Annotated in this window: 10 protein-coding genes; 8 read left to right on the forward strand and 2 right to left on the reverse strand. The window is 74.6% G+C overall.

The window, feature by feature from the left end:
* The first annotated feature begins 151 nt into the window (after nucleotides 1–151).
* The 8 genes from AC6I72_RS16370 (at nucleotide 152) to AC6I72_RS16405 (ending at nucleotide 11,251) form a co-directional block, all read left to right on the forward strand.
* Nucleotides 152–1,123, forward strand: a complete 972-nt coding sequence (locus AC6I72_RS16370; RefSeq protein WP_498001580.1) for a DUF2797 domain-containing protein — start codon at nucleotides 152–154, stop codon at nucleotides 1,121–1,123.
* Between the two features lie 125 nt (nucleotides 1,124–1,248).
* Entirely contained in the window at nucleotides 1,249–2,172 is a 924-nt protein-coding gene (locus AC6I72_RS16375) for an amidohydrolase family protein (protein ID WP_498001581.1), read from the forward strand.
* 107 nt (nucleotides 2,173–2,279) lie between these two features.
* Entirely contained in the window at nucleotides 2,280–3,020 is a 741-nt protein-coding gene (locus AC6I72_RS16380) for a response regulator transcription factor (protein ID WP_037856424.1), read from the forward strand.
* Complete coding sequence (locus AC6I72_RS16385; RefSeq protein ID WP_498001582.1) at nucleotides 3,017–4,726, forward strand: sensor histidine kinase; 1,710 nt, start codon at nucleotides 3,017–3,019, stop codon at nucleotides 4,724–4,726. Before AC6I72_RS16380 ends, AC6I72_RS16385 begins: the two co-directional genes overlap by 4 nt.
* Before the next feature lie 14 nt (nucleotides 4,727–4,740).
* Nucleotides 4,741–6,285, forward strand: a complete 1,545-nt coding sequence (locus AC6I72_RS16390) for a bifunctional glycosyltransferase family 2/GtrA family protein (RefSeq protein WP_498001583.1) — start codon at nucleotides 4,741–4,743, stop codon at nucleotides 6,283–6,285.
* The gene (locus AC6I72_RS16395) at nucleotides 6,282–8,654 is read left to right on the forward strand and encodes an ArnT family glycosyltransferase (protein WP_498001584.1); all 2,373 of its coding nucleotides are present in this window, start codon (nucleotides 6,282–6,284) and stop codon (nucleotides 8,652–8,654) included. The genes AC6I72_RS16390 and AC6I72_RS16395 overlap by 4 nt, the downstream gene beginning before the upstream one ends.
* A gap of 167 nt (nucleotides 8,655–8,821) precedes the next feature.
* Nucleotides 8,822–10,450 (forward strand): MFS transporter, encoded by a 1,629-nt coding sequence (locus AC6I72_RS16400; protein ID WP_498001585.1) that lies wholly within the window; start codon nucleotides 8,822–8,824, stop codon nucleotides 10,448–10,450.
* A gap of 36 nt (nucleotides 10,451–10,486) precedes the next feature.
* Nucleotides 10,487–11,251, forward strand: a complete 765-nt coding sequence (locus AC6I72_RS16405; RefSeq protein ID WP_498001586.1) for a TetR/AcrR family transcriptional regulator — start codon at nucleotides 10,487–10,489, stop codon at nucleotides 11,249–11,251.
* Between the two features lie 10 nt (nucleotides 11,252–11,261).
* Here the strand turns inward: AC6I72_RS16405 and AC6I72_RS16410 are convergent, their stop codons facing one another.
* Both AC6I72_RS16410 and AC6I72_RS16415 read right to left on the reverse strand, forming a co-directional pair.
* Nucleotides 11,262–11,735, reverse strand: a complete 474-nt coding sequence (locus AC6I72_RS16410) for a PPOX class F420-dependent oxidoreductase (RefSeq protein WP_498001588.1) — start codon at nucleotides 11,733–11,735, stop codon at nucleotides 11,262–11,264.
* A 159-nt stretch (nucleotides 11,736–11,894) separates the two neighbouring features.
* Nucleotides 11,895–12,248 (reverse strand): STAS domain-containing protein, encoded by a 354-nt coding sequence (locus AC6I72_RS16415; protein WP_498001589.1) that lies wholly within the window; start codon nucleotides 12,246–12,248, stop codon nucleotides 11,895–11,897.
* Nucleotides 12,249–12,465 lie beyond the last annotated feature (217 nt).

Below are 12,465 nucleotides of genomic sequence, written 5' to 3' on the forward strand. Positions count from 1 at the left end.
TCGTGGCGGGCGCCGTGCCGCGCGCCGGACGGCACGACGGTGCCGGGGCGCCGGGGGCCCGCGCGGGAGACCGGCGGCCGGCCGCCGCGGTGAGGGAGCGGCGCCGGGTGCGGCCGGCCGTTGTCAGTGGTGGCTCGTACGCTCGTGGGTGATGGATCGGGTGTGGACGTGCTCGGGGCTGCGGTGGTCGGCGGACGGCCCTGTGCTGGCCTGGCAGGGCGGCCGTTCGAGCGCTCTGCCGTGGGGGAAGCGGGTGGCCTTCGAGGTCGCGGAAGGGGGAGTGCGGACCTGCGTGGGGGCGCGGGGACACGCGTGCCCGGTACGGGCCGCCGTGCCGGGGCGGAGCACGGGGGCGCGGTGCGAGCAGTGCGCGCGGCTGGACCGGGCGCACTCCGTGGCCGCCGACACGATCGCGGACGACCCCCGGCCGTACCACGTGTACCTGGCGTGGTTCGGGCCCGGCATGACCAAGGTCGGGATCACCGCGGTCGAGCGCGGACCGGTGCGGCTGCTCGAACAGGGTGCGATCTGCTTCAGCTGGCTGGGCACCGGACCGCTCATGGCGGCCCGCCGGACCGAGGAACTGCTGCGCGCCGCGCTCGGTGTCCCGGACCGGATCCCCTACGCCGCGAAGCGGGCCGTGCGGTCCGCGCTGCCGTCGGACGCGGCGGAACGGGCGGCCGGGATCAGGGAGTTGCACGGGCGGGCCGGTGCGCTCCCCGGCTGGCCGGAGTCGCTGGAGCGGATGCCGTTCGCACCGGTCGACCACGTCGGCGTGTTCGGGCTCGACGGGAGGGCCTTCGACCGGGGGACCCTCGGCGGGAAGGCGCCCGGGGAGGGGGTGCCCGGCGGGCGGGTGCCCGGCGCCGTCGCGGAGGTGAGCGAGCTGGTCGCGGGCGGGGTGGTGAGCGGTGCGCTGGTCGCCGCCGCCGGGCCGGACCTGCACCTGGCGGCGGTGAGCGGGGTCGTCGTCCTCGACACGCGGCTGATGACCGGCTGGGAGCTGCGTCCGGTCCCGGGCGGCGCGGACGGCGGGCGCGGTGGGGGCGACCGCCTCACCGTGCCGGTGCGGAGTCCGGGGCCGGGGAGGGGAACGGCAGGGGTACAGGACGGCCTGTTCTGAGTCCGGGCGGTGACCGGGCGGCCTCCCCGCCGCGACCCGGCGCGGGGGGCCGTCGTCCCCGCCCCGCGGCGGAACCGGGCGCCGGGGGGTGGACGCAAGGCGCCGGCGGGGTGATCGTGGGCGGCATGAACGATCAGCCACGGCCCGCGTCCCCCACCGCCCCGGCGGCGGCCGAGGAGGCGGCCGAAGTGCGGCGGTTCCTGGAGCGGAACGGGCTGCCCGGCCTCGTCGACGTGCACACGCACTTCATGCCCGAGCGGGTGCTGCGCAAGGTCTGGGACTACTTCGACGGGCTGGGCCCGCTCACCGGCGGGCTGGAGTGGCCCATCACCTACCGCGAGGAGGAGCACCACCGCGTCGCGCGGCTGCGGGAGTTCGGCGTGCGGGCCTTCACCGCCATGCTCTACCCGCACAAGCCCGGCATGGCCGAGTGGCTGAACGGCTGGGCGGCCGGCTTCGCCCGCCGTACGCCCGACTGCCTGCACACCTCGACGCTCTTCCCGGAGGACGGTGTGCACGCCTATGTCAGGGAGGCCGTCGAGGCGGGCGCGCGGGTCTTCAAGGCGCACGTCCAGGTCGGGGCGTACGACCCCGCCGACGAACTCCTCGACCCCGCCTGGGGCCTGCTGGCCGAGGCGGGCGTCCCCGTGGTGATCCACTGCGGGTCGGGGCCCGCGCCCGGCAAGTACACCGGGCCCGGCCCGGTCGGCCGCGTGCTCGCCCGGCACCCCCGGCTGCGGCTGGTCGTCGCCCACCTGGGCATGCCGGAGTACGAGGACTTCCTCGGCCTCGCCGAGCGGTACGCCGAGGTGCGGCTGGACACGACCATGGCGTTCACCGGCTTCAGCGAGGGCTTCGCCCCGTTCCCCCGCCGTGCCCTGCCCCGGCTGGCCGCCCTCGGCGACCGGGTCCTGCTCGGCTCGGACTTCCCCAACATCCCCTATCCCTACGTCGAGCAGCTGCACGCTCTGGAGCGCCTCGGCCTGGGTGCCGGCTGGCTGCGGGCCGTCTGCCACGACAACGGAGCACGGCTCTTCGGCCTGGAGTGACACCGCCGTGGCCACCGGGCCTTTCCTGAGCGGCGCCTGTGCGTTTCTCAGGGAAAACACAGATGCGTGAAAGCGTGTTCTCAGAGGGTGTCGCCAGGGTGGCCGTCATGACCACGACTTCGCCCCAGGGGCGCACCGAACTGCTGAGGCCGGACGGTAGCCCCGTCCGGGTGCTTGTGGTGGACGACGAGCTGTCGATCACCGAGCTGCTGTCCATGGCCCTGCGCTACGAGGGCTGGCAGATCCGCAGTGCGGGGGACGGGGTCGGTGCCCTGCAGACCGCGCGCGACTTCCGGCCCGACGCCGTCGTCCTCGACATGATGCTGCCCGACATGGACGGGCTCACCGTCCTGGGACGGCTGCGCCGCGACCTGCCCGACGTGCCCGTCCTCTTCCTGACCGCCAAGGACGCCGTCGAGGACCGCATCGCCGGGCTCACCGCCGGCGGGGACGACTACGTGACCAAGCCGTTCAGCCTGGAGGAGGTCGTCGCGCGGCTGCGCGGACTGATCCGCCGCTCGGGCGCCACCGACCGGCGCTCGGAGTCCGTCCTCGTCGTCGGTGACCTCACCCTCGACGAGGACAGCCACGAGGTCTCGCGCGGCGGGGACGACATCCACCTCACCGCCACCGAGTTCGAGCTGCTGCGCTTCCTCATGCGCAACCCGCGGCGGGTGCTGAGCAAGGCGCAGATCCTGGACCGCGTGTGGTCGTACGACTTCGGCGGGCAGGCCAACGTCGTCGAGCTGTACATCTCCTACCTGCGCCGCAAGATCGACGCGGGCCGCGAGCCGATGATCCACACCCGGCGCGGCGCCGGGTACCTGATCAAGCCTGCGGTGTCGTGAGCGGGCGACGGCGGCCGCGTGCGCGCAGGGGCGGACGGCAACCGCGCACCCTGCGGACGCGGCTCGTCGTCGCGTCCGTGGTGCTGATCGCCGTGGTCTGCGCGGTGATCGCCACGGTGACGACCCTGGCGCTGCGCTCCCATCTGTACGAGCAACTGGACGGACAGCTCGACGAGGTCGCCGCACGGGCGTCCGGCGTGTTCCACCCGCCGGGCCGGCCGGGCACGTCCTGGGACCCCGGCCGGCAGGGCCGCGAGCCGGCCCCCAAGGACATCAGCCTCTCCGACTTCGTCAAGGGCCCGCAGCCGGGCGGCACCGTCGTCGCGAAGATCGCGAACGGCTCCCTCACCGAGGGCGTGGTCGGCGACAAGACCACGGACGACGCCGGTGTCCCGCAGGTGCGGGCCAAGTCCCTCACCGCGGCCCAGCGCGACGCGCTCGCCTCCGTCTCCCGGGACCGGAGCAAGCACACCGCCGCCCTCCCCGGCCTCGGCGGCTACCGCGTCGCCTACGCCACCGGCCCCAACGGCACCTTCTACGTGGCCATACCGACGCGCGAGGTCGACAACACCGTCAGCACCCTCGTCCTCGTCGAGATCAGTGTCACCGTCGCCGGTCTCGTCGCGGCCTCGCTGGCCGGTGCCGCCATCGTCGGGGTCGCCCTGCGCCCGCTGCGCCGGGTCGCCGCCACCGCCACCCGGGTCTCCGAACTCCCCCTGCACGCGGGCGAGGTGAACCTCAGCGAACGCGTGCCGGGACCGGAGACCGACGCGCGCACCGAGGTCGGCCAGGTGGGCCTGGCCCTCAACCGCATGCTCGACCACATCCACGGCGCGCTGCACGCACGCCAGCAGAGCGAGACGCGGGTACGGCAGTTCGTCGCGGACGCCAGTCACGAACTGCGCACTCCGCTCGCCTCGATCCGCGGGTACGCCGAACTCACCCGCCGGGGCCGCGAGCGGATCGGACCGGACACCCGGCACGCCCTGGACCGCATCGAGTCCGAGGCCGGCCGGATGACGCTGCTGGTGGAGGACCTGCTGCTGCTCGCCCGGCTGGACGCGGGCCGGCCGCTGCAGTTCGAGCAGACCGATCTCGTACCGCTGGTCGTGGACACCGTCAGCGACGCGCGGGCGGCCGGGCGGGACCACCAGTGGCGCCTCGACCTGCCCGACGAACCGGCCCCGGTGTACGCGGACGCGGCACGGCTCCAGCAGGTCCTGGTCAACCTGCTGGCCAACGCCCGCACGCACACACCGCCCGGGACCACCGTGACCGCGCGGGTGCGGCCGCACGGGCCGTGGCTGTGCGTGGACGTCGAGGACGACGGGCAGGGCATCCCGCCGCAGTTGCTGCCGCACGTCTTCGAGCGGTTCGCGCGCGGTGACTCGGCGCGCACGCGCGCCACCGGCTCGACCGGACTCGGGCTGGCCATCGTGCAGGCCGTGGCCGCCGCGCACGGCGGCACCGTCACCGTGGACAGCGCGCCCGGCCGGACCGTCTTCACGGTGCACCTGCCCGCCCACCGGCCGGCCGCCGTGGCACGGCCGGCAGCCGCGCTCCCCCGGTCCCAGGACCGTCCGGAGCCCCCTTCCCCGCCCCGGTCGCCGGCCTGCCCGCCCTCCTCCGCCGGCCGCGAGGCCGGGCCGGCCCCGTACTCACAGGCACAGCACAGTGTCACCACACCGGTGCGACAGGGGGGTTGAGGAGAGTCGCTGCCATGCGAACCGACTCTTCTCCCGGTACCCTCCCGGCTCGGGAGCACCTCCCCGCCACGGACGCCGGTACGCCTGTCCTGGACGTAGTGATCCCCGTCTACAACGAGGAGAAGGACCTCCGGCCCTGTGTGCTCCGCCTGCACGAGCACCTCACCCGCACCTTCCCGTACGCCTTCCGCATCACCGTCGCCGACAACGCCTCCACCGACAGCACCCCGCGGGTGGCGGCGGGACTGGCCGCGGAACTGGCCGGGGTCAGCAGCGTCCGGCTCGAACAGAAGGGCCGCGGCCGCGCGCTGCGGGCCGTGTGGTCGGCCTCCGAGGCGCCGGTCCTCGCCTACATGGACGTGGACCTGTCCACCGACCTCAACGCGCTGCTGCCGCTGGTGGCGCCGCTGATCTCCGGCCACTCCGACCTGGCCATCGGCTCGCGGCTCGCCCGCAGTTCACGGGTGGTGCGCGGCGCCAAGCGCGAGTTCATCTCCCGCTCCTACAACCTGATCCTGCGCGGCTCGCTCCAGGCCCGCTTCTCCGACGCGCAGTGCGGCTTCAAGGCGATCCGCCGTGACGTCGCCCAGGTGCTGCTGCCGCTGGTGGAGGACACCGGGTGGTTCTTCGACACCGAGATGCTCGTGCTCGCCGAACGGGCCGGCCTGCGCATCCACGAGGTGCCGGTCGACTGGGTCGACGACCCCGACTCCACCGTGCACATCGTCAGGACGGCGACCGAGGACCTGAAGGGCGTGTGGCGGGTCGGCAAGGCCCTCGCCACCGGTTCGCTGCCGCTGGACCGGCTCGCCCGGCCCTTCGGGGACGACCCGCGCGACCGTGACATCCAGGACGTGCCCGGGGGACTGGCCAGGCAACTGGTCGGGTTCTGTGTCGTCGGCGTCCTGTCCACACTCTTCTACCTGCTGCTCTACAGCCTCTTCCGGCAGTTCACCGGCTCCCAGACCGCCAACGCGCTCGCCCTGCTGGTCTCGGCGGTCGCCAACACCGCGGCCAACCGGCGGCTGACGTTCGGCGTGCGCGGGCCGGGCGGCGCGGTGCGCCACCAGGCGCAGGGCCTGGTCGTCTTCGCCATCGGTCTCGCACTGACCAGCGGCTCCCTGGCCGCGCTGAACGCGGCCACCAGCTCGCCCGCGCACTCCACCGAGCTGGCGGTCCTGGTGGCGGCCAACCTCGCGGCGACCGTCCTGCGCTTCCTGCTCTTCCGCGCCTGGGTGTTCCCCGACCGGCGCGACGCGCCCGCGGCCACGCCTGCCGGCGCCCCCACGCACACGCCTGCCGGCTCCCCGGCCCCTGTGCCCGCCGGCGCAGCGGCCGGTACGCCCACCGGCGCGGCCGCCGACCCGGCCGGGCGGCTGCTCCCGGTGCCCGCGCACCCGGACCCGCGGCGGGCACCGCATGCCCCGGCGCGGCCGCAACCGCCCCTCCCGCAGCGGCACCCGCAAGCACACGCGCCGTCGCACCCGCAGCCGTACGCGCATCCGCACGCCGGTGCGCACCCGGCCTCGTACGACACCGACCCGAAGGACCCCCGATGACCACCGAACACGACCGCGGCAGCCGGCAGGCGGGCACGGGACCGTCCTCCTGGGGCCCGCCCCCGACCGCACCGCCCACCGATTCACCCACCGAGCCCGCGACCGCACCCCCGGGCACGCTCCCCGCAGCACCCCCGGCCGCCGCCCCGCCCGGCGCCCTCGCGACGGCCGAGGCCCCCGCCCCGCCGGCCGGCAGCGACGGCAGCGCCCCCGGCGCCGGGCCGCGGCAGCCCTTCGCGCGCCGCCTGTGGCGGGGCAGGCCGCAGGACCCGCGCTGGGCCCGCCCCGCCCTGCTCGCCCTGCTGCTCGCCACCGCCCTGCTCTACCTCTACGACCTGAGCGCGTCCGGGTACGCCAACTCCTTCTACTCGGCGGCCGTGCAGGCGGGCAGCGTCTCCTGGAAGGCGTTCTTCTTCGGTTCGCTGGACGCGGGCAACGCCATCACCGTGGACAAGCCGCCCGCCGCGCTGTGGCCGATGGCGCTGTCGGTGCGGCTGTTCGGGCTCAGCTCGTGGGCGATCCTCGTCCCCGAAGTGCTGATGGGCGTGGGCACGGTCGCCGTGGTCCACGCCTGCGTGCGCCGCCGGTCCGGCCCCGCGGCCGGACTGATCGCGGGCGCGGTGCTCGCGCTCACCCCGGTGGCGGCGCTGATGTTCCGCTTCAACAACCCGGACGCGCTGCTCGCGCTGCTGATGGCGCTCACCGTGCACTTCGTGGTCCGCGCCCTGGAGGACGGACGCACCAAGTGGCTGCTCTGGGCGGGCGTCGCGGTCGGCTTCGCCTTCCTGGCCAAGACGCTCCAGGCCTTCCTGATCCTGCCCCCGCTGGCTGTCGTCTACGGGGTCTGCGCGCCCGTGGCGCTGCGCAGGCGGCTGGCCCAGCTCGCGCTCGCGACGGCGGCGATCGTCGTCTCCGGCGGCTGGTGGGTGGCGGTCGTGGAGCTGTGGCCCGCCTCCTCCCGGCCCTACATCGGCGGCTCGCAGAACAACAGCTTCCTGGAGCTGACCTTCGGCTACAACGGCCTCGGCCGGATCAACGGGGACGAGACCGGCAGCGTCGGCGGCGGTGGCGGACCGGGCGGGGGCCGGGGGGGCGGCCAGTGGGGCGAGACCGGCTGGGACCGGCTGTTCAACTCCGAGATCGGCGGCCAGATCTCCTGGCTGCTGCCGGCCGCGCTGATCCTGCTGATCGCCGGTCTCGTCCTGGCCGGCCGGGCCCGGCGCACCGACCCCACCCGCGGCGCCTTCCTGGCCTGGGGCGGCTCGCTGCTGACGACCGCGGCCGTCTTCAGTTACATGGCCGGCATCTTCCACCAGTACTACACGGTCGCCCTCGCGCCCTGCATCGCCGCCGTGACGGGCATGGGCGTGATGGCCCTGTGGCGGGAGCGGTCCAGGCTCTGGGTCCGGATCGCCCTGGCGGCGGCCGTCACGGCGACCGCCGCGTGGGGGTACGTCCTGCTCCACCGCACGCCCTCCTACCTGCCCTGGCTCAGGTGGCTGGTCCTGGTCGGCGGCCTGGCCGCGGCCCTCGGCCTGGTCTTCGTGTCCCGGATCGGCAGGCGGCCGTCCGCCGCCGTGGCGGCCGCGGGCGTGCTGGCCTGCCTCGCCGGTCCGACGGCGTACACGCTGAGCACGGTGGACTCGGCGCACACCGGTTCCATCCCGACCGCCGGCCCGGCGGGCGCGGGCATGCGGGGCTTCGGCGGCCGGGGCGGCGGTCCCGGTGGTGGCGGCATGCGCGGCGGCTTCGGCGGCGGCATGCCGGGGCAGAACCAGCAGAACGGCCAGGGCGGCCAGAACCAGCAGAACGGCAACGGCTTCCCGGGGGGCGGCACCGGCGGTTTCCCCGGCGGAGGCGGCATGCCCGGCCAGAACGGCCAGAACGGCCAGGGCGGGCAGAACGGCAACGGCTTCCCCGGCAACGGCCTCCCTGGCAACGGCTTCCCCGGTGGCGCCGGGACGGGCGAAGGCGGGCGTGCGGGCGGCGGCATGGGCGGCCTGCTCGACGGGGCGCGGGTCTCCTCGGCGGCCAAGGAGCTGCTGGAGAAGAACGCCTCGGCGTACACCTGGGCCGCCGCGTCCATCGGCTCGCAGAACGCCGCCAGCTACCAGCTGGCCACCGGTGACCCGGTCATGGCGATCGGCGGCTTCAACGGCACCGACCCGTCCCCGACCCTGGCCCAGTTCCAGCGGTACGTGACCGAGGGCAGGATCCACTACTTCATCGCCGGTGGCGGCATGGGCGGGGGCATGGGCGGCAGCGGTACCGCCTCCCGGATCACCTCGTGGGTCGAGAAGAACTTCAAGAAGGTCACGGCCGGTTCGGCCACCTTCTACGACCTGACCCGGCGGACCAGCACCGGCTGACGTCCGTGCGGAGCGCCGCGGGAGCGTCCGGAGCGCTCCGCCGGAGAGTGATCCGCGGCAGAGCACGGAGGCAGGGGCGGTGGCCGGAGAGCGGCCGCCGCCCCTGTCGGCGCACCCGGCCGCAATGTGCTTGTACAGCGTATGGGAACGGTTCTACGCTGTATGGCATGACAACCGCCTCCCCGGCCCACCCCGGGTCCCCGACTCGGCCGCAGCCCCAGGGTCACCCCCAGCGCTGGCTGATCCTGGGCGTCATCTGTCTCGCGCAGCTCACCGTGCTGCTCGACAACACCGTGCTGAACGTGGCGATCCCCTCCCTCACCCGCGAACTGCACGCGGCGACCTCCGACATCCAGTGGATGATCAACGCGTACTCGCTCGTGCAGTCGGGACTGCTGCTGACGGCGGGCAGCGCCGCCGACCGCTACGGCCGCAAGAAGATGCTGATCGCCGGTCTGGCCCTGTTCGGCGTCGGCTCGCTGGCCGCCGGGCTCGCCCACTCCACCGCTCAGCTGATCGCCGCCCGCGCGGGCATGGGCGTCGGCGGCGCGCTGCTGCTGACCACCACGCTCGCCGTCGTGATGCAGATCTTCACGCCGGACGAGCACCCCAAGGCCATCGGCATCTGGAGCGCGGTCAGCGCCCTCGGCTTCGCCACCGGCCCGCTGATCGGCGGGTTCATGCTCGACCACTTCTGGTGGGGTGCGATCTTCCTGGTCAACCTGCCGGTCGCGGCGCTGGCCCTGGCCGCGGTCGTCGTCCTCGTCCCGGAGTCCAGAAGCCCGCGGGGCGACCGTCCCGACCTGCTCGGCGCGCTGCTGTCCACGGTCGGCATGGCCGCGCTGGTCTACGCGATCATCTCCGGCCCGGCGCACGGCTGGACGTCGGCGCGGGTGCTGGTGACCGCGGCCGTGGCGCTCGTGGTGCTGGCCGCCTTCGCGCTCTACGAGAGCCGGATCCCGTACCCCATGCTCGACATGCACTTCTTCCGGGACCGCCGCTTCACGGGGGCGGTCTCCGGGGCGGTGCTGATCGCCTTCGGCATGGGCGGGTCGCTGTTCCTGCTCACCCAGCACCTGCAGTTCGTGCTCGGCTACGGCCCGCTGGAGGCCGGCCTGCGCACCGCGCCCCTCGCCCTCACGGTCGTGGTCCTCAACTTCTCGGGACTCGCGGCCAAGGGCACGGTGAAGCTCGGGACGCCGGTGTCGATCCTGCTCGGCATGGTGCTGCTGTCCGGCGGCCTGGTGTCGATCGCCACCCTCGCCGGACACGGGTACGCCGGGACGCTCCTGGGCCTGCTGCTGATCGGCGCCGGCACCGCCGTCGCCGGCCCGGCCATGGCGCACGCCATCATGAGCGCGATCCCGCCGGCCAAGGCCGGGGTCGGCGCGGGGGTCAACGGCACGCTGGCGGAGTTCGGCAACGGGCTGGGCGTGGCCGTGCTGGGGGCGGTGCTCACCTCGCGCTTCGCGGCGCTGGTCCCGGTGGCCGCGACGTCCCTGCCCGCGGCGCTGGCCTCGGCGCGCGGTCCGGCCGAGAGGGACAGGGTCCTGGATGCCTACTCGTCGGGGCTGTCGGCCAGCCAGCTGGCCGGGGCGGTCGCGGTGCTGCTCGGCGGCCTGCTGGCCGCCGCGTTGCTGCGCCGGGCCGAGCGGGCAGACTCGCAGGTGGCGGCCGCCCCGGCCGGCGGAGCGGGGCCCGGAACCGGCGCGACCGTGCCGGCGGGCGGGGCGGCGGAGCCCGCCGGGAGCACCGGGGACACCGGGCCCGTCGGGGACGCCAAGGACACGCTCTAGCATGACCGGCGTCGGGAGAACTGAGGAAGGTGCGCCATGGTGAAGGCAGCCGGGGCCAAGGGCGCGGCCCGGACCAGTGTCTGGCTGGCGGGCAGGGAACGCCGGGGCGGACGCGGGGGCGGGCAGCCGTCCGGTCTCGACCGGGACCGGATCACCGAGGCCACGGTGCGGCTGCTGGACGCGGAGGGGCTGGCCAAATTCTCCATGCGCCGGCTCGCCGCCGAGCTGAACGTCACCGCGATGTCCGTGTACTGGTACGTCGACACCAAGGACGACCTCCTCGAACTCGCCCTCGACGCCGCCTTCGCCGGGTTCCCGCTGCCCGCGCCGGACGCGGACACCGACTGGCGCGAGGAGCTGCGCGGGCTCGCCGCCGCCTACCGCGCCCAGCTGGTGCGCCACCCCTGGCTGTCCCCGCTGGCCGGCCGCTACCTCAACATCGGTCCGAACCACCTGGCCTTCTCCCAAACGGTGCAGCGCGTCATCCGCCGCGCCGGGCTGCCCGCGCACCGGGTGACGAGCGCCATCTCGGCCGTCTTCCAGTTCGTCTACGGGTACGGCACGATCGAGGGCCAGTTCCTGTCCCGGATCGCGGACAGCGGCCTGAGCCCGGACGACTACTACGGGCAGGCGATGCGCTCGGCGCTGGAGCACGAGCCGGCCGCCGACTTCCTGCGGCAGTCCAAGGAGATCATGGACGCCCGCGGCGGTGCCACGGTCGCCGAGATGCTCGACCGCGACTTCACCTTCGCCCTGGACCTGCTGATCGCGGGCATCGAGGCCATGGTCGCCCGGGGCTGAGCGCGGCCCGCTACCGCTCCCCGGGCGCCAGGCGCGCCGGGAAGCCGCCGGTGGCGACCGGCCCCCACCGTTGCGGCGTGACGCGGATGATCGACTTCCCCTGGTCGGCCATCGCCTGCCGGTACTCGTCCCAGTCGGGGTGTTCGCCGGCGATGTTGCGGTAGTACTCCACGAGCGGTTCGACGGAGTCCGGGGCGTCGATGACCTCGGCCGTGCCGTCGATCTGCACCCACGGGCCGTTCCACTCGTCGCTGAGCACGACGAGGGTCACCCGCGGGTCCCGCTTGGCGTTGCGAGTCTTGGCCCGCTCCGGGTAGGTGGAGACGACGATCCGCCCCGAGTCGTCCACCCCGCAGGTCAGCGGGGAGGCCTGCGGGCCGCCGTCGGCGCGCCGGGTCAGCAGCAGGGCGCGGTGGCGGGGGCGTACGAAGTCCAGGAGTTCCTCGCGCGAGACGCGGGTGTTGGTCGCGATGCTGGGTGCCATACGGGCAGCCTAGGCGCCGCGGGAGGCCGGCGGCGGTACGGCGGGTGTCCCCGTCGTGCCTACCACCGGGCGGCTCACCCGGCCCGCGCCGAGCCCCGCCCCGAGTCACCCCGCCCGGCCTCACTCCCGTACGGCCTCACCCGCACGGCGTCGCCCCGCTCAGAGCCGCAGCGCCTGCTCGGCGTCGTCGTACACGGGCACGTCCCGGCGCACGCCGGTCACCTCCAGGACACGGCTGGGGATGCCGTACGGGAGGGCCGCCACCCGGAGCCGGACGCGCGGGGACAGCCGGCCCCGCACGTCGAGCACGAGACGGGCGCCCTGGGAGTCCATGAAGTCGGTGTGCGTGAGGTCCAGGACCAGCAGGCGCAGCCGTGCGGCGCGGGCGGCCGCGAAGGAGAGCACCCGGGCGCAGAGCGCGGGGGCGTTGGACAGGTCGATCTCCGCCGGCAGGACGAGCAGCGCGCGGGCGGGCGTGTCACGCACCCGGCACGGGCTCGGGAAGTGGGTCATGGCAATCACCAGCAAGTAGGCAGACATCCGTCCGGTCCGGGCCGGTCCGCGAGGCGGACGCCGGGCGGGGCCGTTTCCTGACCCGTCGTCCTCCATTCCACCACCGCCGGGCGCCCGTTCCCAGAGGCCGGGGCCGGTCAACCCCAGGCGTAAGACACCTGGAAGGACGAGATAAGGTTCTGTTCGTCCTGTGCTCGCAGTCGGGAATGTGCTGCGG

The sequence above is a fragment of the Streptomyces sp. Xyl84 genome, from assembly GCF_059731885.1.

What these genes read in the sequence shown, in the direction of transcription:
- AC6I72_RS16370 (WP_498001580.1), top strand. Translation starts at nt 152, where the DNA reads ATGGATCGGGTGTGGACGTGCTCGGGGCTGCGGTGGTCGGCGGACGGC.
- AC6I72_RS16375 (WP_498001581.1), top strand. Translation starts at nt 1,249, where the DNA reads ATGAACGATCAGCCACGGCCCGCGTCCCCCACCGCCCCGGCGGCGGCC.
- AC6I72_RS16380 (WP_037856424.1), top strand. Translation starts at nt 2,280, where the DNA reads ATGACCACGACTTCGCCCCAGGGGCGCACCGAACTGCTGAGGCCGGAC.
- AC6I72_RS16390 (WP_498001583.1), top strand. Translation starts at nt 4,741, where the DNA reads ATGCGAACCGACTCTTCTCCCGGTACCCTCCCGGCTCGGGAGCACCTC.
- AC6I72_RS16395 (WP_498001584.1), top strand. Translation starts at nt 6,282, where the DNA reads ATGACCACCGAACACGACCGCGGCAGCCGGCAGGCGGGCACGGGACCG.
- AC6I72_RS16400 (WP_498001585.1), top strand. Translation starts at nt 8,822, where the DNA reads ATGACAACCGCCTCCCCGGCCCACCCCGGGTCCCCGACTCGGCCGCAG.
- AC6I72_RS16405 (WP_498001586.1), top strand. Translation starts at nt 10,487, where the DNA reads ATGGTGAAGGCAGCCGGGGCCAAGGGCGCGGCCCGGACCAGTGTCTGG.
- AC6I72_RS16410 (WP_498001588.1), bottom strand. Translation starts at nt 11,735, where the DNA reads ATGGCACCCAGCATCGCGACCAACACCCGCGTCTCGCGCGAGGAACTC.
- AC6I72_RS16415 (WP_498001589.1), bottom strand. Translation starts at nt 12,248, where the DNA reads ATGACCCACTTCCCGAGCCCGTGCCGGGTGCGTGACACGCCCGCCCGC.